The organism is Amycolatopsis sp. NPDC048633 (genome assembly GCF_040650695.1).
Taxonomy (GTDB): domain Bacteria; phylum Actinomycetota; class Actinomycetes; order Mycobacteriales; family Pseudonocardiaceae; genus Amycolatopsis.
This window is the reverse complement of the sequence record NZ_JBEZHS010000023.1, coordinates 139,758-157,880: the sequence shown is the minus strand read 5'-3', so window position 1 is coordinate 157,880 and position 18,123 is coordinate 139,758. Positions and strand designations below refer to the sequence as shown.

Genomic DNA, 18,123 nt, shown 5'->3' with positions numbered 1-18,123 from the left:
CTCTTCCCCTCGTCGCCCACCGTGTGGGCCCCCCACCCGCACCGTCGATAATGACTCATTCGGGGCTTCGGAGGTCCCGAATGAGTCATTCGCGACCTCGGCGTGAGCCGGCCGACTCGCGCCCGGACCCTCAGCTCTGCGCCGCCAGGCGGTCCAGGGCCTTCGGCAGCGCCGAGGCCAGCAAGTCCAGCTCCGCCTCCCCCGCGATCAGCGGCGGCGACACCGCGACACCCCGCCCGAGGTTTCGCACGATCACCCCCTCGTCCCGGCACGCGCGTTGCAGCTTCACCGGCGCGCCCGGGTCGGCGTCCATGACCTCCGCCGTCAGCTCCACCGCGGCCAGGAACCCCAGCCCCGCCCGGACTTCCGCGACCAGCGGGTGCCCGATCACCGCCGATACCGCGTCGGCCAAGGGTTTCTCCAGCTCGCGGCCGCGGGGAATCAGCCCGTCGCGCTCGTAGATGTCCAGCGTCGCCAGGCCCGCCGCGCACGCCACCGGGTGACCCGCGTACGTCGCGCCGTGGCGGAAGATCGGTGCGCCCGGTGCTCCCGTGAAGAACGGCTCCGCGACCCGCGGGGCCACCACCAGCGCGCCCAGCGGGATCGTGCCACCGGTGATGCCCTTCGCCGTCGTGATCATGTCCGGCCGCACCGCCCAGCGGTCGATGCCGAACCACGTTCCGAGCCGGCCCCACGCCGCGATCACGCAGTCCGCGACGAACAGCACGTCGTAGCGGCGGCAGATCGCCGCCACCTCCTCGAGGTAGCCGTCCGGGGGCAGCAGCACGCCGCCTGCGCCGATCACCGGTTCGCAGAAGAACGCCGCCACCCGCGAAGCGCCCACCCGCTCGATCTCGGCTTCCAGCGCCGGAGCGCTGTCGAACGGGACGTGCGAGAACTCCGGTGGCTGCGGCCCGACGCCGGCCGCGTTGGCCGGGATACCGCCGACGGCCGTGCCGAAGCCGTGAGTGCCGTGGTAACCCTGCGCCCGGCCGATGACGTGCGCCTTCTCCGGCCGCCCGGTCTGCGCGAAGTACGCCCGCGCGAGCTTCACGGCGGTGTCGATGACGTCCCCGCCGCCCGAGCCGAAGAAGACCTTCGACCCCGGCGTCGGCGCCAGCTCGGCGACGCGGTCGGCCAGCTCGATCGCCGGCTCGTTCGCGTTGTAGCCGAACAGGTTGTACGAGTCGAGCTTCCCGAGCTGTTTGGTGACGGCCTCGGTGATCTCGGGGCGCCCGTGGCCGAAGTTCGCGTACCAGAGCGACGCGGTGGCGTCGAAGTACCGGCGGCCGGCGTCGTCCCAGACGTAGGAGCCCTCACCGCGGGTGATGACCATCCGGTCGCCGTCGACCGCGCCCATGTCGGCGAACGGGTGCCAAAGGGCGTGCTGTGCTGACATCGGTCCTCCTCAGTCCTTCCCCCATCCCTACCAGGGCGAAGCCGGGAGCGCGAACACTCCATCGTGCACACCTCGCGGCGCCGGACTGGCCTGAACGGCACCGCAACCTGCAACAGCGACGCCGCCCGGCCGACCTCGTGGGGGTGCGCGTCCCACGCCGCTGGCGAACCGACGACCACCACTTCGGCGGGGCGGATGTCGTTGCTGCTGATCATCCCGTTCGGCAGCAACACCCTCGCCGCGCGATGGGTCCTGTGCCAGCGGCTCGTCGAGCGGGTCTCGCTGTACATCCGGACGGAGCTCGACCCGCACGTATCGGCGTCGTGCTGACCGGCTTCAGCCTGCGGCTGATCCGGCTGGCCGCGAAACGACGGACGGTCGCCGACTACCTCCACTCCCGCCGAGATCACCGGAACTCCGCGATCTCCTCCACCGAGTACCCCAGCTCCGCCAGCACCTCCGAAGTGTGCTGCCCCAACGTCGGCGGCGCGGACGTCGGCCGCGCCGGGGTGTCCGACGCCTTCACCGGGAAACCCGTCCCCACGTACGTCCCCACCGTCGGGTGCGGGAGCCGGACCACCTGGTCGCGCGCGGCGGTCCACGGGTCCGCGTACACGTCGTCGATCTCGTTGATCGGGGCCGCCGGGATGCCCGCCGCGTCGAAGGACTTCATCCAGTCCGCCGCCGTGCGCGTCAGCAGAACCGGTTCGAGCAAAGCGTTCAGCTCATCGCGGTGGGCGGCCCGGAGGGCGTTCGAAGAGAACCGCGGGTCCGACGCGACGTCCAGGCCGAGCACGCCACAGAACGCGTGCCACAGCTTTTCGCTGCCCACCGCGATGATCAGCCAGCCGTCCGAAACGTGGTACGCCTGGTACGGGACGATGCTCGGGTGCGCCGACCCCATCCGGCGCGGGCGCGGCGCGTCGTAGAACACCGCGCCCGCCGCATAAACGTGCCAGGCCAGCTGACTGTCCAAAAGGGACACGTCGAGGTACTGGCCGCGGCCGGTCGTGTGCCGGGCCTGCAGCGCCATCAGCACGGCGATGATCGCCCACGTCCCCGCGTTCAGGTCCGCCACCGGCAGCCCGACCTTCGCCGGCGCGCCGTCGGGCTCACCGGTCAGCGACATCACGCCGCCGAGGGCCTGGGCCACCAGGTCGTAGCCCGCGCGGTCGCGGTACGGGCCCGTCTGCCCGAACCCGGTGATCGACACGTGGATCAGCCGCGGGTTCAGCTCCGACAAGGCCGCGAACCCGAGCCCCCACTTCTCCAGCGTCCCCGGGCGGAAGTTCTCGACGAGCACGTCCGCGTCGGCCACCAGACGTCGGAGGGCTTCCTGGCCGCGATCGCTCTTGAGGTCGAGCACGATCCCGCGCTTGTTCCGGTTCGCCGCGAGGTAGTACACGGCTTCGCCGCTCTCGCCGACGAACGGCGGTCCCCAGCCGCGGGTGTCGTCGCCGTGACCGGGCGGCTCGACCTTCACGACGTCCGCGCCCATCTCGCCGAGGTACTGCGTGCAGTACGGCCCGGCGAGGATGCGGGACAGGTCGACGACCTTGATCCCGTCCAGCGGGCGGAATCCGGCGTGGTCAGCAGGCATCGAAGTCACGGCCCTTTCTCTCCCACGGCCCGGATTTCCGCAAGGTGTTCCTCCTAACGGCCGTAGACATCCGACCTCTCGATGGTGTTTGTTGTTGAGTGAGTTTGTGCAGAGTTGCGCACTCCTGGAGGGATCTCATGCGTCTTCTTGTCGGGCTCGCGGTCGCCGTCGTGGCCGCCGCGATCGCTTCCCCCGCCCCGGCCCAAGCGGCCGAACCGCCCCCGCCACCGCAGCTGGGCGACCGCCCGCCGATGGGCTGGAACAGCTGGAACAAGTTCCACTGCGACATCAACGAAGAGCTCATCCGCGAGACGGCGGACGCGATGGTCAGCTCGGGCCTGAAGGCCGCCGGCTACCAGTACGTCAACATCGACGACTGCTGGGCCGAACAGAACCGCACCGCCGACGGCAAGCTCGAAGCCAGCCACGCGCGCTTCCCGAGCGGCATCAAGGCACTGGCCGACTACGTCCACAACCTCGGGCTCAAGCTCGGCATCTACACCAGCGCCGGCACGCTGACCTGCCAGAAGACCATGCCCGGCGGCCTCGACCACGAAGACGTCGACGCGCAGACGTTCGCCGACTGGGGTGTCGACTACCTCAAGTACGACAACTGCAACAACCAGAGCCGCCCGGCGATCGAGCGCTACACGAAGATGGGCGAAGCGATCAAGAAGACCGGCCGCCCGATCCTCTACGCGCTCTGCGAGTGGGGCGAGAACCAGCCGTGGCTGTGGGGCAAGGACGCCGGCGCGCAGGTGTGGCGCACGACCGGCGACATCAGCGACAGCTGGAGCAGCATGACCGGGATCCTCGACAAGCAGGTCCCGCTCGCCGGCTACTCCGGCCCGGGCGGCTGGAACGACCCGGACATGCTCGAGGTCGGCAACGGCAAGATGACGACCACCGAGTACCAGGCGCACTTCTCGTTGTGGGCCTTGATGAACGCGCCGCTGCTCGCCGGCAACGACCTGCGTTCGATGTCCGACACCACGAAGAAGATCCTGGAGAACAAGGACATCGTCGCACTCGACCAGGACTGGGCGGGCAAGCAGGGCTACAAGCTCCGCGATGACGGCGACACCGAGGTCTGGACCAAGCCGATGTCCGACGGCTCGGCGGCGGTCGTGCTCTTCAACCGCGGCCTGACCGCGGCGCCGATGTCCGCCACCACGACCGAGCTCGGCCTCGGCAAGGCGCGCGACTACCGCGTCCGCGACCTGTGGACCGGCGCCGAAACCGAGTCCACCGGCACGCTCCGGGCGTCGGTGCCGAGCCACGGCGCCGCCGTGTTCCGCGTCTGGCCCGCGAAGTTCCCGAACGCGGCCCCGCTGTCGACGCTCTCCGTGGAGGCGCCGGACTTCGCCGACGCGGCCAAGCCGTTCACCACGACGCTGAAGCTCACCAACGACGGCAGCACCCCGCTCGCCGCCGCGCAGGTGAAGCTCACCGCGCCGGCCGGCTGGCAGCTCGACGGCCGCGGTGACGCGCTCGTCCCGGCAGTGGCGCCAGGACGGTCCTGGCAGAAATCCTGGACCGTGCAGCCGAACGCCCCCACCGGCGACCGCGTCACCCTGACCGCCACCGCGAACTACTGGACGGCCTGGGGTAAACGCTCGTTAACAGCCGACGGCGGCTCCTCGATCGTGTCCGCGCCAGCGAACGGCGTGACGCAGCTTTCGAAGGCGACTTGGCTATCCGCGGAGAACGGCTACGGCCCGGTCGAACGCGGCACGAGCAACGGCGAGTCCAAGGCGGGCGACGGGCACCAGATCACCATCGGCGGCGTGACCTACGACGACGGACTCGGCGTGCACGCGCCGTCCCGCGTCCGGTTCTACCTCGGCGGCGGCTGCACGGCGTTCGGCGCGTCCGTCGGCCACGACGACGAAAAGCCCAAGGGCAGCGTCGCGTTCCAGGTCCTCGGCGACGGCAAGGAGCTCGCCAAGACCGGCGTCATGACACCCGGGCTGCCAGCGCAGCAGCTCGCCGCGAACCTGAGCGGCGTGCGGGTGCTCGACCTGGTCGTCACCGACGGCGGCGACACCACCGACTCCGACCACGCCGACTGGGCGGACGCCACGATCACCTGCTGAGCGCGGGAATTCACGCACCACGCGCCGCCCCCGGTCACTCGTCTGGGGGCGGCGTTTTTTCCGTTATGGCGGTTTACCCTGGGGATCTTGTCCGCGGCCCCGGGGAGGGACCATGCGCCGGTTCGGCGTTCTGCTGCTCACCTTGCTCGGTCTCACCACCGCAGTCATCGCTCCCGCGGCCGCTGACGAGCCGGTCATCGCCGCGACCCCGCCGATGGGGATCTCGTGGTCGCGCGGCTGGAACCAGTGCCCGCGGATCGACGACGCGAAGGTCCGCGCGGCCGTCGACATGCTGGTGAACACGGGCCTGCGGGACGCGGGTTACACGTACGTCAACATCAGCAGCTGCTGGGCGGTGAAGACGCGCGCCGCCGACGGGAAGCTGCAATCGGACACCGCGAAGTACCCGGACCTGCCCGGCCTGATCGCCTACGTGCACGCCAACGGGCTGAAGTTCGGGCTGCACAGCGGCACCGGCGCGCTGATCTGCGGCAGCTCGATGCCCGGCTCGCGAGACCGCGAAGAACTCGACGCGCAAACGTTCGCGTCCTGGGGCGTCGACTACCTCGAGTACGACACGTGCGGTGGTGCGAACGACGCCGCCGTGCGGGTGAAGAAGATGAGCGACGCACTCAAGGCGACCGGCCGGCCGATCGCGCTCGCGACGCTCGACATGCTGCCGTCCGGCAACCGCCAGTGGGAGTGGGCGCCCGGCGCGGGCGCGCACACGTGGCAGCTCAACGCCGCCCTCAGCGAACCGCTCGCGATCGTGATGACCGAGGTCGACAAGCAGCCCGCGCTGGCCGGCCGCACCGGCCCGGGCGGCTGGAGCGACCCCGGGCAGCTGAACTTCAGCTTCCTCGACCTGGCACCCCGGCGCGCGGAGTTCTCGCTGTGGGCGCTGATGAACGCGCCGCTCATGCCGAACGAGTCGTTCCCGCTGGACACGATCGCCAACCGGGACGTCATCGCGGTCGACCAGGACTGGTCCGGGACGCCGGGACGCAAAGTCCGTGACCTGAGCGACGGCGAGATCTGGGCGAAGCCGATGTCCGACGGCTCGGTCGCCGTGCTGCTGCTCAACCGCGGCGCGTACGCGCGCACGATCCCCTTCGACCTCGCCGAGTCCGGCATCGCGGCGGCGCCGGCGTACCGCGTCCGCAACCTCTGGACCGCCGCCGAGCTGACCAGCACCGGGACGCTGCGCGCGTCCGTGCCCGCGCTGTCCGGGGTCTTCCTGCGCGTGTGGCCCGGGCAGCCTGCCCCCGCCGAACCGCTGGTGACGCTGGGCGTGCAGCTGCCGGAGGGCTTCCTCGCGGGCCAGCCGGTCGACGGGACGGTGACGCTGACCAACGACGGCGACACCCCGATCACCGACGCCCAGTACACGATCACCGTGCCGGCCGGCTGGCACCTGGACAGCCCGGCGCAGGTCACCATCCCGCGCGTCTCGCCGGGCAGCACGGTGACGCGGGACATCACGCTCCGGCCGCCAGCGGCACCGGCGGCGAAGACGCTGGTCGCGGCGAACGGCACGTACACCACCGAGCTCGGCCCCCGCACCGCCGCGGGTTCGGCCGAGGTGCCGCTGGTGGCCGCGCCGTCGACCGGCACGACCTTCGTGTCCACGCGGCCGTGGCTGTATTCGGAGAACGGGCTCGGCGTGGTCGAGCGCGGCAGCGTGAACAACGGGCGCGCGATGTCGGTCGGCGGTGTCGGGTACCAGCCGAACAGCGGGATCGGGGTGCACGCGCCGTCGGTGATCCGGCTGTACCTCGGCGGGAAGTGCAAGACGTTCACCACGCAGTACGGCGTCGACGACGCGGCGAGCCCGCAGGCCACGGTGATCTTCCGGGTTCTGGGCGACGGGCGGGAGCTGTTCGCGACGGGACTGTCCCGTCCCGGCGTCAAAGCGCAGAAGCTGACGGTTCCGGTCACCGGTGTCCAGCAGCTGGCGATCGCGGTGGACGACGGCGGTGACGGGGCGGCCGGCGAGTTCGCCGACTGGATCGCGCCGAACCTGAGCTGCTGACGGCTCAGGCCCCTTCCAGCAGGACGACGGCCTGCGGGGTCCGCCGGTACAGCACGTAGCGGCCGTCGCGGACCTTGCTGACGAGACCCGCGCGGTGCAGGGCGGCGAGGTGGTAGGAGACGGTGCCCGCGGCGTACCCGGTCCGGGTGGCGAGCTCGGCCGTCGACCGCGCGGCTTCGAGGTCCGTCAGCAGCGCCGCGCGGGCGGCGCCAACGACCGGCGCGATCCGGCCCGGCTCGTGCGCCCCGCCGGTACCGATCCCGTGCGCGGGGTAGCCGAGCACGACCTGACCGGGCACGTCGACCTGGATGCTGGTGCCGGGCCAGCTGAGCACGCCGGGGGCGAGCACCAGCTCCCGGCCGGCGACGTCGACCTCGCCGTCGAACGGCTTGGCGAGGGTGATCGCGTCGCCCGCCCAGCCGATCGAGGGGTGCAGGCTCCCCAGCACCGCTCCGACACCGTGGCCGGCGATGGCCCGCGCGCGGTGGGTGATTTCGCGGTCGAGGACCGATTGCAGTCCGACCCAGTCCTCGGCCAGCGCTTCGCGCCAGAACCGGGCGAGCCCGTTGGCGAGGCGCGCGGGCATCGACCCCGACTCCGCGACCCGGCGGGCCTTGACCGGCAGCGGCCGGCCCCAGTGGACCTGCGTGTGGGAAAGCACCTGCTCCTCGAGATCGTCCTGCGGGGTCGCCTCGATCCGCGCGAGCTGCTCGTCGAGCAGGTCGCGGTGCCGGGTGGCCGTGCCGGGCTGCGGGGTGAGCAGGTCGGGCGTGTAGACCTCGCCGGTGCGCGGCAGCAGGTCCAGCAGCAGGGCGACGTCCGGGTGGGTGAGGGACGCCCGGGCGAGCGGGCCGGGGTCCCCGAACACGGGGTGGCGCCCCGGACCGGCGGCGAGCTTCAGCCAGGCCAGGGACTCGGCCGCGAGCGACGGCGAAAACCGGGTCCTGGCCACTGTCTCCGCGTCGACGCGCAGCGTGAACACCCGACCGACGGTAACAGCAGCCGTGGTGGATTTGAACCGGCTCGAATCCTTTCCGGCCGGCGGCCGCCGCGGGGTTGACTGGTGCCGTGCCCCCAGGACGCGCGACCACCCTGGCCGCCGTGGCCGCCGTGCTCCTCGCCTCGGCACCGCCCGCCGCCGCCGAGTCCGCCCCCGCGTACGCCGAACTGTCCGTCGTCCGCACCATCGCCTGGCTCACCTGGTCGGCCGGCCCCGACGGGACGTACCGGGCCACCACCTACCACAAGCCGTACGCGATCAAGGTCGTGTTCCCGACGGTGTTGTCCCCTCCCTCGCGGGGCTACTGAGCGCCAGCAGGCGGGCTTCGGCGTCACGGAGGTAGCGGTCCAACGCGGCCTCCGCGACGTCGAACCGGCCGCACCGCAGGTCGCGCAGGATCTGCTCGTGGCAGTCCAGGAACGGCTCGTAGAACTCGCGCGTGTTCTCGTTGAGCACGAAGAACAACCGCGTCTCGGCGAGCACCTGGCGCATCGTCGCGGAGATGCGCTCGCTGCCGGCCAGGTCGGCCAGCGCCTGGTGGAAGTGGATGCTGGCGGTGCCGACCGCCGGCCAGTCCTCGGCCGCGGCCGCCGCGCGGCCGTCGCGCAGGGCCTGTCCGACCGGCGTCAAGTCCACAGTGGACAGTTCGGCCGCCCGCCGCAGGGCACCGCATTCGGTGGTGCGGCGGACGACGTAGAGGTCTTCGATGTCCTCTGTGGTCAGTTCGCGCACGAACACGCCGCGGTTCAGCTCGTGCACCGCCAGCCGCTCGTGGGCCAGCAGCTGGAACGACTCGCGCAGCGTGTTGCGCGAGACGCCGAGTGCCGAGCTGATCACCGGCTCGGACAGCCGCTCACCGGGGGCGAAGACGCCGTCGGTGATGTACTGGCGCAGGATCGTGGCAACCCGTTCGGCCGTGCCGCTGCGCTCGAGCAGGTGCCGCTCGCTCTCCAGCCCCGAGGGATCGACGGACACGGCGCTACCTGACGCCGAGTTCGAAGTCGAGGCTGTAGCGGTTGCCCGGCATCGCGCCCGCGGCCTTCGCGCCGTCGATCGGCAGCACGACACCGTTGATGAACCGCGACTCGTCGCTGGCCAGGAAGACCACGGCCTTCGCGACTTCCCACGCCTCACCGACGCGCGCCGCGGGCGTGCTCGCGACCAGCTGGTGCTGCTTGGTCTCGAACTCCTCGGGCGAGTTGAGCGTGCTGCGCAGCATGTCGGTGTCGATCGCGCCGGGGTTCACCGTGTTGGCGCGGATGCCCTGGTGCGCGTGCGCGACGGCGATCGACTTCGTCAGCCCGACCAGCGCGTGCTTGGTGGCGTTGTACACCGGGTCGCCGGGACGGCCCATCACGCCGCCGTTCGACGACGTCGTGATGATGCTGCCCGCCTTGCGTTCGATCATGTGCGGCAGCACGGCGCGGGTGCCGAGGAAGGCGGCGCGCACGTTGAGCGCGAAGATGTTGTCGAACTCGGCGAGCGTCGTGTCCGCGAGGGGCTTGCCGAGGTGGATGCCGACGTTGTTGACCAGCACGTCGACGTGGCCTGCTTCGGCGAGTACACCGTCGACGAACGCCGCCACGGCGTCCTCGTCGGTGGCGTCCACTATGGAGTGCTGGTATCCCTCGACGGATTCCGCGGGCTCGCGGATGTCGGAAGCGAACACCGTCGCGCCCTCGGTGAGGAACTCCTTCACCGTGGCGAGGCCGATGCCCCGCGCGCCGCCGAAGACGACCGCCACCTTGCCGGCCAACCGACCCATGTCACTTCCCCGCTCTCAGTCGTGCTGTCTGCTCTTCGTCCACCGCGTAGTCCCCGGGCAGCCGGACGAGCGCGGCCGGGTCGCCGAGGTACCGCACCTCGACGCCGTACACCGCGCGCGCCGCCGTCACCGAGACGTACCCCTCGACGACGTCGCCCAACACTGCTTCCACCGGCCGTTCGAACGGAGGTCCGTAGCCACCGCCGCCGGGCAGCGTGACGTCCACAACGGACTCAGGCACCAGCGTCACCCGGCTTTTCGCGGGCAGGTCTTCGCCTTCGTGGAGCCCGAAGCGGCCGGCCGCACCATCCCGGCCGCCGTCCACACCGGACGCCGCGGCGCGCACGCGGTCGACGTTCCCGTTGACACTCCAGGAGTCCTGGCCGCGCGCCGCCATCGTCGTCACCTGGCCGAGGCCGCCGCGCCACCGCCCGGCACCGCCGGAGTCCACGCGCAGCTCCCGCGTGTGCTGGACCAGCGGCGCCATGGTCTCGATCACCTCGGTCGGCGTCGAGCGCAGGCCGCTGGGGAACCCTGTAGTGGTCAGCCCGTCCTTGTCGGCCCGCGCGCCCATGCCGCCGGTCTGGAAGACGTTGAGCATGAACCCCGGGCCACGCCAGATGGTCATCCACAGCGCGTCCGCGCTCGGCGCGATCGCGACCCCGGGCAAGGCGCCGATCAGCAACGACGGCAGGAAGTGCCCGATCAGGTGCCGGGACGCGACCGGGGCGGGCGGCAGGCAGTTCAGCACCGAACCTTCCGGCGCGGTGACGTGCACCGGCCGGAACGACCCGGCGTTGTGCGGCACCTCCGGCGAGATTGCCGCCTTGACCGCGAACGACGCATACGCCCGCGTGTAGTTGAGCACGACGTTGATGCCTCGACGGCTCTGCGGCGACGAACCCGCGAAGTCGAGGTGGATCCCGTCACCGTCCACAGTGGCCGTCACGCGCAGGACGATCTCTTCGTCGTCGAAGCCGTCGGTGACGATCTCGTTGGTGTAGACCCCGTCCGGCAGCTCCCGCAGGGCGTCGCGCAGGGCCTTTTCGGAGCGGTTCATGATCTCGGCGGCGACGTCGTCGAGGGACTCGAGCCCGAACTCGTCCAGCAGCTTCAGCAGGCTGGCCGCGCCGACCTCGTTGCCGGTGACCTGCGCGTACAGGTCGCCGATGGTCTCCTCCGGCGTCCGCACGTTCGCGCGGATCAGCCGTTCCAGGTCGGTGTTGACCTCGCCCGCACGCAGGAACTTCAGGATCGGCAGGCGCAAGCCCTCTTCGAAGACCTCATGCGCCTCCGCCGAAACGAGCCGGCCGCCGATGTCCGGCGCGTGGCAGCAGGACGCGAACCACGCGACCAGCTTGCCGCGCAGGAACACCGGCGTCGCGACGGTGATGTCGTTGATCTGCCCGGCGGTCTGCCACGGGTCGTTGGTGAGCAGCACGTCACAGGGTTCGAGCTGCTCCGGCGGGTAAGCCGCGACGAAGTGGTGCATGCCGGTCGCCATCGCGTTGATGTGCCCCGGCGTGCCGCCGACGGACTGGCCGATCATCTCGCCGCGCGAGTCGAACACCGCGCAGGCCAGGTCGAGCGATTCACGCACTACCGCGGAGAAAGCCGTGTTGACCAAAGCGTTCTGCTGCTCGGCGAGGATCGAGTGCAGCCGGTTGCCGAACAGTCCGACCAGAATGGGGTCGACGCTCACACCGTCACCTCCAGTGCCGCGTCACCTCGGACGACGCAGTGCGCACCGGGCGGGACGACCACTGTGGACTCGCGTTCCTCCACGATGGCCGGTCCGTCCACCCGGGTGCCCGGCTGGAGGCGGTACCGGCCGAACACGGCCGTGTCGACAAATCCACCGGTCGAAGGGAAGTACGCCTCGCGGCTCCCCTTCCGTGCGTCGCCGCCGGTGACCTGCGCGTTCAGCCGCAATGTCACGTCCGGCGCGGGCCCGCTGGAGACGACCCGCCAGTTCAGCACCTCGACGCCGACCTCGGGCCCGCTGCGCCGGTACAACGCGCGGTAGGTGGCGGTGAACTCGTCGATCAGGGTCTCCGGCCAGCTGCCGCCGTGGACCGGGACGCGGATCTCGTAGCCCTGCCCGGCATAGCGCATCTCGGCGACACGGCGATTTGTCACGTCGTCCACACCGGACTTCGCGAGCAAGGCCGCACCCTCGGCTTCCATCTCGGCGAACAGCGCGTCGACCTGCTCCCACGCGAGGTCGTGCACGGCGGCGCGCGCCGACCGGACGAAGTCGAACGCCAGCGGCGCGGTGAGGAACCCGGCCGCACTGAGCACGCCGGCGGCGGGCGGCGCGACGACCGACGGCGCCCCGAGCGCGCGAGCGACACCGACACCGTGCACCGGGCCCGCCCCGCCGAACGTGTACATCGGCAGCTTCGCCGGATCCTGGCCACGCTCGACGGCGTGCACCCGGGCGGCGTTCGCCATGTCCTCGTTGACGCTCGTGTGGATGCCCCACGCGGCCTCTTCGACGCTCACGCCGAGCGGCCCGGCGATGCGGCCGATCGCTTCACGCGCCGCCGCGGCGTCGAGTTTCATGCCACCGCCGAGGAAGTAGGCCGGGTCGAGGTAGCCGAGGACCAGGTCGGCGTCGGTCACCGTCGGCTCGGTGCCACCGCGGCCGTAGCAGACCGGGCCGGGCTCGGAGCCGGCCGAGTCGGGCCCGACGGTCAGCAGGCCGAGCGCGTCGATCCGGGCGATCGAGCCGCCGCCGACGCCGATCTCGATCATGTCGGTGACCGGCACCTGCACGGGCAGCCCGGAACCGGGCAGCAGCCGGTACTTGCGGTCCACTTCGAACTGGTGCGTGACGAGCGGCGCGCCCCCGGCGATCAGGCACAGCTTCGCCGTGGTGCCGCCCATGTCGAAGGCCAGCAGGTCGTCCGGGCCCAGCGTGGCCGCCGCCAGCGCGCCGCCCGCCGGCCCGGACTCGAGGATCCGGATCGGGTGCCGGGCCGCGGTGTCCACAGTGGCCAGTCCGCCGTTGGACAGCATGATGTGCGGCGCCCCGGCGATCCCCAGCCGCCGCAGCCGGTGTTCGAGGTCGCGCAGGTAGCGCTCGGTCAGGTCCTGGACGTAGACGTTCGCGACCGTGGTCGACGCCCGCTCGAACTCGCGGATCTCGGGGACGACGTCCGAAGACAGCGCGACCCGCAGGCCGGGCGCCACCTCGGCCAGGATCGCGGCGACGCGCCGCTCGTGGGCGGGATTGGTGAACGCGTGCAGGAAGCAGACGGCGACCGCGTCGATCCCGCGTTCCGCCAGCTCACCGCCGAGCCGGGCGACGTACTCCTCGTCGAGTCCGATGTGGATGGACCCGTCAGCGAGGATCCGTTCCGGGACGTCGAACCGCAGGTGCCGCGGGACCAGCGGCGCGGGCAGCTCGAGGTGCAGGTCGTACAGCTCGTACCGGTGCTCGCGGCGCATCTCCAGGACGTCGCGGAAGCCCGCCGTGGCGAGCAGCGCCGTCGGCGAGCCCTTGCGCTCGATCAGCGCGTTCGTCACCAGCGTCGTCCCGTGCACGACCTGGTCGACGTCGGACGCGGCGATCCCCGACTCCGCGAGCAGCGCGGCCAGGCCTTCCTCGACCGCGCGCGCCGGCTCGTCGTGCGTGGTCAGCACCTTGCCGACGGCCGCGATCCCCGATCCGTCCACCGCGCAGAGGTCGGTGAAGGTGCCACCGATGTCGACGCCGATCCTCATGTGCGATACCACCGCGGCGAAGTGTTCAGCGGCGGCTTCAGCTTGGCCTTCACGACCAGCACGTTCGGTTCGTCCGACTCGACGAACTCGCCGAGCAGCCGCCGGAACGCGCGCCCGAACCCGGAGACGCGGTCCGCGTGCACCCCGAACGACCGGGCCAGGCCGACGAAGTCCGGGCTGTCCCAGTCGACCCCGCGGTGCGGCAGGCCCTCGCGGTCCTGGTCGTAGCGCAGCATTCCGTAGCCGCCGTCGTCGACCAGGACCACCGTGACCGGCAGCTGTTCCTGCGCAAGCGTCGCCAGATCACCGCAGGCGTAGAGGAAACCGCCGTCGCCGGTGATGCAGATGGCGCGGCCGACGCCCGCCGCGGCGGCGCCGAGCGACGCCGGGAAGCCGTAGCCGAGGGTGCCCCAGCCCATCGGGTAGGCGAGCTTGCGCGGCGCCCGCACCCGGTGGAAGCCGCCGACCCAGTAGCCGGCGACGCACATGTCGGACACGATCACGGCGTCCGACGGCAGCACCTCGTCCAAAGTGGACAGGAAGTCGTAGGCCTGCGGCTCTTCGTCGCGAATGCGCTGGCGCACCCGGCGGCCGATCCCGGCCAGCCGCAACGTGATGTCGTCCAGCCCCGGCCGTTCCTTCGGCAGCAACCGCTCGACGATCGCGCGCGCGTCGCCGACCAGCGTCAGGTCCGGCGGGTAGTTCTTGGCGGCGTCGTCGGCGTCGACGTTGATCGCGACCAGCTTGCGCGGCTTCGGCATCCGCCAGTTCTGCGTCATCAGGCCGTCGAAGTCGGTGCCGATGGCGAGCACGATGTCGGCCTCGTCCCACAGCTCGCCGACCTCCGGCGTGTGCACCGGGTTCGGCGCGAGGCACGGGTGGTCCAGCGGGAGCAGCCCGCGGGCGCCGAACGTCGTGATGACCGGCGCGGCGATCTTCTCGGCGAGCGCGCCGATGGCGTCCCCCGCCCCGGAACGCAGCGCGCCGCCGCCGGCCCAGATCAGCGGGTGCTCGGCGTCGGACAGCATCGCCTCGGCCCGCGCGAGGTCCGGGACGTCGCCGTCGGGCTTGCGGTGCGGCGCGGGCGGGCGCCGGTGCGGCACGGTCTCGCGCAGGTAGTCGGTGGGCACGCCGAGGTAGACCGGGCCGCTCTGCGGCTGCAGCGCGAGCCGGGCCGCGCGGTGCACGGTGGTCCCGATCTGGTCGGCCGCCCGCACGGTGAAGCCGCCCTTGGTGACCGGCGCGAACATCGCCTGCTGGTCGGACGTCTCGTGCAGCACGCCGCGGACGACGCCGGGGCGCCGCAGCGTCGAAGGGATGTCGGTGGCGATGACCAGCACCGGAGCCGCGGACGCCATCGCTTCGCCGACCGCGCCGAGGGTGTTCGCCGCACCCGGCCCGGTGGTGACGAGGGCGACGCCGAGCTTGCCGGTCGCCCGCGCGTAGCCGTCGGCCGCGTAGCCCGCGGTCTGCTCGTGGCGGACCCCGACGAGCTTGATGCGGGTCTCGGCGAGCGCCTCCCACAACGGCAGGTTGTGCACCCCCGGGAGGCCGAAAACGATCTCCGTCCCCAGCCCTTCGAGCGCGTCCACCAACTCCCGAGCACCACTCACAGCCACGGCGCGGATACTGCCAGATCGTTGAACGATCTGGCAATCAACCCCTAGACGATGTTGTGCTCGGCCGGTGCGGTACCGGCGCTCTCGAAGCGCCGGACGTCGAGCTCCGCGATGTCCACGGCCGTCGGCCGGCCCAGGTAGAGGTCCCGGACCAGCTCGCCGGTGGCTGGTCCCATCTGGAACCCGTGCCCGGAGAAGCCGGTCGCGTAGAAGAACCGCGACAGCAGGACGCTTTCCCCCACGATCTGGTTGCGGTCGGGCGTCACTTCGTACAACCCGGCCCAAGCCGTGCGGATGCCGGCGTCGAGGACGGCGGGGATCCGGCGGCCGGCCAGCTCGGCCAGCCGCGGCAGCCACTCGCCCGCTTCGTACTGCGTGAGGAAGCCCGGGAAGCCGTCGTCCTCGCAGAACGACATGGCCAGGCCGGGGCCCTCGCGGTGGAAGTAGAAGGCCGACGGCATCTCGATGGTCAGCGGCACCGATTCCGGCAATCCCGGCACCGGCCCGGTGAACACGACTTGGCGCCGGAACGGGCGCACCGGGAGATCGAGGCCGGCCAGTTCGCCGACCTGCCCCGACCAGGCGCCCGCCGCGCACACGACCGCGCCGGTCCGGACGAACCCGGCCGTCGTGTTAACGCCGGTTAACGTGTCGCCGTCGCGCTCGATCCTGGTGACCTCGACGCCGGTGCGCAGCTTCGCGCCGCAAGCCCGCGCTGCCCTCGCGTAGCCCTGCACGACCGCGTCCGGCGTCGCCTTCGCGTCGTCCGGCGACCACAGAGCGGCGATGATCCCGTCCGTCTCGAGCAGCGGGAGGACCCCCTTCGCCTCCGCGGGATCCAGCAGGTGACTGCGCACGCCGTACTCGCGCTGCAGCTCCGAACAATGTCCGATTGCGGACACGTCCGCCGGGTCGGTGAGCAGGTAGAGGTAGCCGTCGCGGCGGAAGTCGATCTCGACTCCGAAGTCGCGCGAGAAAGCGCTGTACGCGGCGAGCCCGCGCAGTCCCAGCTCAACGTTCACGCGGCTGGTGAACGACGACCGGATGCCGCCCGCGGCCTTCGCCGTCGAGCCCTCGCCGAGCCCGCCGCGCTCCAGCAGCAGGACGTCGACACCGGCTTCCGCCAAGCGGAACGCGCAGCTCACACCGATCACACCGCCGCCGATCACGACACACTCGGCCATCGGTGGCACCGACGTTTCCCGTGCGCCGCGGACGGTCATACTCGCCAGAGTAGAACGTGATCCACCCGCGGCAGCCGAGCGCGTAGAGTCGGCGTGCCGAGTGCGGAAGGTGATGTCCCATGCCGATGATGCCCGTGACCGACTCGATGTTCCTCCTGGTCGAAACGCGCGAGCATCCGATGCACGTGGGCGGTCTGCAGCTGTTCAAGAAACCCGACGGCGCCGGCCCGGACTACTTGCGCGACGTCCGCCGTTCGCTGCTCGAATCGGACAACATGCGGTCGGTGTTCCAGCGCCGGCCGGCCCGGCCGGTCAACACGATGGGACACGTGGCCTGGAAGGCCGAGACCGATCTCGAGCTGGACTACCACTTCCGGCACTCGGCGCTGCCCCAGCCGGGCCGCGTCCGCGAGCTGCTGGAGCTGACGTCGCGCTGGCACAGCACCCTGCTCGACCGGCACCGCCCACTGTGGGAGACGCACCTCATCGAGGGGCTCGCCGACGGCCGGTTCGCCGTCTACACCAAGGTCCACCACGCGCTGATGGACGGCGTCTCGGCGCTGCGTCAGCTGCAGGGCACGCTGTCGGACGATCCGACGGACCTGGATTGCCCGCCGTGGTGGGGCAGCCGGCGCAAACCGGGCGAAGGCCGCGTCAAGAGCCAGCGGTCGTTCCTGCAGACCGCGGGCAAGACCGCCAGTCAGCTCGCGGGGCTGGCGCCGGCCGCGATGAAGGTGGCGCGGGAGGCGTTCGGCGAGCACACAGTGACCCTGCCGGGGCAGGCGCCGCGGACGATGTTCAACGTGCCGATCGGCGGCGCGCGGCGGTTCGCGGCACAGTCTTGGTCGCTGGACCGCGTCCGGAAGGTCGCGACCGCGGGCGGGGTCTCGCGCAACGACGTCGTGCTCGCGATGTGCTCGGGCGCGCTGCGGGACTACCTCATCGAGCAGCGCGCGCTGCCGGACGCGCCGCTCGTCGCGATGGTGCCGGTGTCGCTGCGCCGCCAGAACGACCCGGGTGAGGCGGCGGGCAACAACATCGGCGCGCTGCTCTGCAACCTGGCCACCGACCTGCCGGACGCGGGCAAGCGGCTCGTCACGATCCACCAGTCCATGCGCAACGGCAAGCGGCTGTTCTCGGAGCTGACGCCGTTGCAGACGCTGTTGTTATCGGCCGTTAACGTCGCGCAGCTGGGCGTCTCGCCGATCCCGGGCATCGTGAACAACACGCGGCCGCCGTTCAACCTGGTGATCTCGAACGTGCCCGGGCCGCGCAAGCAGATGTACTGGAACGGGGCCCAGCTCGACGGCATCTACCCGGCGTCGGTGCTGCTCGACGGCCAGGCCGTGAACATCACGCTGACCAGCAACGGCGACAACCTCGACTTCGGCGTCACCGGCTGCCGCCGCAGCGTGCCGCACCTGCAGCGGATCCTGACGCACCTCGACACGGCGCTGGTGGAGCTGGAAGCCGCGGTCAAGTAAGCCCCGGTGATCGGCACTCCGCTGCGCCATCGGAAGGAAACTTTCCGAACTGCTCTGGCCAGCCCGCTCGTCCCGCTCTTACGGTGGCGGCGACCAGCCACGGGAGAGGAGCAGGAAATGACCGAATCCGTTGAGGTGTGGACGACCCCCGACTTCGTCGAGTACGAAACTCCCATGGAGGTGACCGCCTACGCGGCCCGCATGGCGGACTGACC

15 protein-coding genes are annotated in these 18,123 nt (G+C 71.3%); 6 read left to right on the top strand and 9 right to left on the bottom strand.

All coding sequences use genetic code 11. The features are described 5' to 3' along the window. Nucleotides 1-130 precede the first annotated feature (130 nt). The gene (locus AB0C38_RS32975) at nucleotides 131-1,399 is read right to left on the bottom strand and encodes an aspartate aminotransferase family protein (protein WP_360681074.1); all 1,269 of its coding nucleotides are present in this window, start codon (nucleotides 1,397-1,399) and stop codon (nucleotides 131-133) included. A 195-nt stretch (nucleotides 1,400-1,594) separates the two neighbouring features. Between AB0C38_RS32975 and AB0C38_RS32970 the strand changes: the two genes are divergently transcribed. Then, the gene (locus AB0C38_RS32970; RefSeq protein WP_360681072.1) at nucleotides 1,595-1,729 is read left to right on the top strand and encodes a hypothetical protein; all 135 of its coding nucleotides are present in this window, start codon (nucleotides 1,595-1,597) and stop codon (nucleotides 1,727-1,729) included. 76 nt (nucleotides 1,730-1,805) lie between these two features. Here AB0C38_RS32970 and AB0C38_RS32965 read toward each other — a convergent pair whose 3' ends face one another. Continuing rightward, a complete protein-coding gene (locus tag AB0C38_RS32965; protein ID WP_360681070.1) occupies nucleotides 1,806-2,999 on the bottom strand; it encodes a CoA transferase in 1,194 nt (397 codons plus the stop codon). Nucleotides 3,000-3,136: 137 nt separating this feature from the next. On the opposite strand from AB0C38_RS32965, the gene AB0C38_RS32960 reads away from it, so the two are divergent. Further along, nucleotides 3,137-5,095: an NPCBM/NEW2 domain-containing protein gene (locus tag AB0C38_RS32960; protein ID WP_360681068.1), complete on the top strand. Its 1,959-nt coding sequence runs from the start codon at nucleotides 3,137-3,139 to the stop codon at nucleotides 5,093-5,095. Between the two features lie 112 nt (nucleotides 5,096-5,207). Next, nucleotides 5,208-7,127, top strand: a complete 1,920-nt coding sequence (locus tag AB0C38_RS32955; protein ID WP_360681066.1) for an NPCBM/NEW2 domain-containing protein — start codon at nucleotides 5,208-5,210, stop codon at nucleotides 7,125-7,127. Between the two features lie 4 nt (nucleotides 7,128-7,131). Here the strand turns inward: AB0C38_RS32955 and AB0C38_RS32950 are convergent, their stop codons facing one another. Beyond that, entirely contained in the window at nucleotides 7,132-8,109 is a 978-nt protein-coding gene (locus tag AB0C38_RS32950) for a helix-turn-helix domain-containing protein (RefSeq protein ID WP_360681065.1), read from the bottom strand. 86 nt (nucleotides 8,110-8,195) lie between these two features. Between AB0C38_RS32950 and AB0C38_RS32945 the strand changes: the two genes are divergently transcribed. Continuing rightward, complete coding sequence (locus tag AB0C38_RS32945; RefSeq protein WP_360681064.1) at nucleotides 8,196-8,435, top strand: hypothetical protein; 240 nt, start codon at nucleotides 8,196-8,198, stop codon at nucleotides 8,433-8,435. Here AB0C38_RS32945 and AB0C38_RS32940 read toward each other — a convergent pair. The 6 genes from AB0C38_RS32940 to AB0C38_RS32915 are packed head-to-tail and all read right to left on the bottom strand — an operon-like array spanning nucleotide 8,386 to nucleotide 16,424. Beyond that, nucleotides 8,386-9,102, bottom strand: coding sequence for a GntR family transcriptional regulator (locus AB0C38_RS32940; protein WP_360681063.1), 717 nt, complete (start codon nucleotides 9,100-9,102; stop codon nucleotides 8,386-8,388). The genes AB0C38_RS32945 and AB0C38_RS32940 overlap by 50 nt on opposite strands. Nucleotides 9,103-9,106: 4 nt before the next feature. Further along, nucleotides 9,107-9,892 carry an SDR family oxidoreductase gene (locus AB0C38_RS32935; RefSeq protein WP_360681061.1) on the bottom strand — a complete coding sequence of 262 codons (786 nt, stop codon included), beginning with the start codon at nucleotides 9,890-9,892 and terminating at the stop codon, nucleotides 9,107-9,109. A gap of 1 nt (nucleotide 9,893) precedes the next feature. Next, the gene (locus tag AB0C38_RS32930; protein ID WP_360681059.1) at nucleotides 9,894-11,594 is read right to left on the bottom strand and encodes a hydantoinase B/oxoprolinase family protein; all 1,701 of its coding nucleotides are present in this window, start codon (nucleotides 11,592-11,594) and stop codon (nucleotides 9,894-9,896) included. After that, nucleotides 11,591-13,621, bottom strand: coding sequence for a hydantoinase/oxoprolinase family protein (locus AB0C38_RS32925; RefSeq protein WP_360681058.1), 2,031 nt, complete (start codon nucleotides 13,619-13,621; stop codon nucleotides 11,591-11,593). Before AB0C38_RS32925 ends, AB0C38_RS32930 begins: the two co-directional genes overlap by 4 nt. After that, nucleotides 13,618-15,240, bottom strand: a complete 1,623-nt coding sequence (locus AB0C38_RS32920) for a thiamine pyrophosphate-binding protein (protein ID WP_360681056.1) — start codon at nucleotides 15,238-15,240, stop codon at nucleotides 13,618-13,620. Before AB0C38_RS32920 ends, AB0C38_RS32925 begins: the two co-directional genes overlap by 4 nt. Nucleotides 15,241-15,284: 44 nt before the next feature. Further along, on the bottom strand, nucleotides 15,285-16,424 hold the full coding sequence (locus tag AB0C38_RS32915) for an FAD-binding oxidoreductase (protein WP_360681054.1): 1,140 nt from the start codon (nucleotides 16,422-16,424) through the stop codon (nucleotides 15,285-15,287). Nucleotides 16,425-16,543: 119 nt separating this feature from the next. On the opposite strand from AB0C38_RS32915, the gene AB0C38_RS32910 reads away from it, so the two are divergent. Both AB0C38_RS32910 and pqqA read left to right on the top strand, forming a co-directional pair. Next, on the top strand, nucleotides 16,544-17,908 hold the full coding sequence (locus AB0C38_RS32910; RefSeq protein WP_360681052.1) for a wax ester/triacylglycerol synthase family O-acyltransferase: 1,365 nt from the start codon (nucleotides 16,544-16,546) through the stop codon (nucleotides 17,906-17,908). Between the two features lie 117 nt (nucleotides 17,909-18,025). Then, a complete protein-coding gene (gene pqqA, locus AB0C38_RS32905; RefSeq protein WP_086670354.1) occupies nucleotides 18,026-18,121 on the top strand; it encodes a pyrroloquinoline quinone precursor peptide PqqA in 96 nt (31 codons plus the stop codon). Nucleotides 18,122-18,123 lie beyond the last annotated feature (2 nt).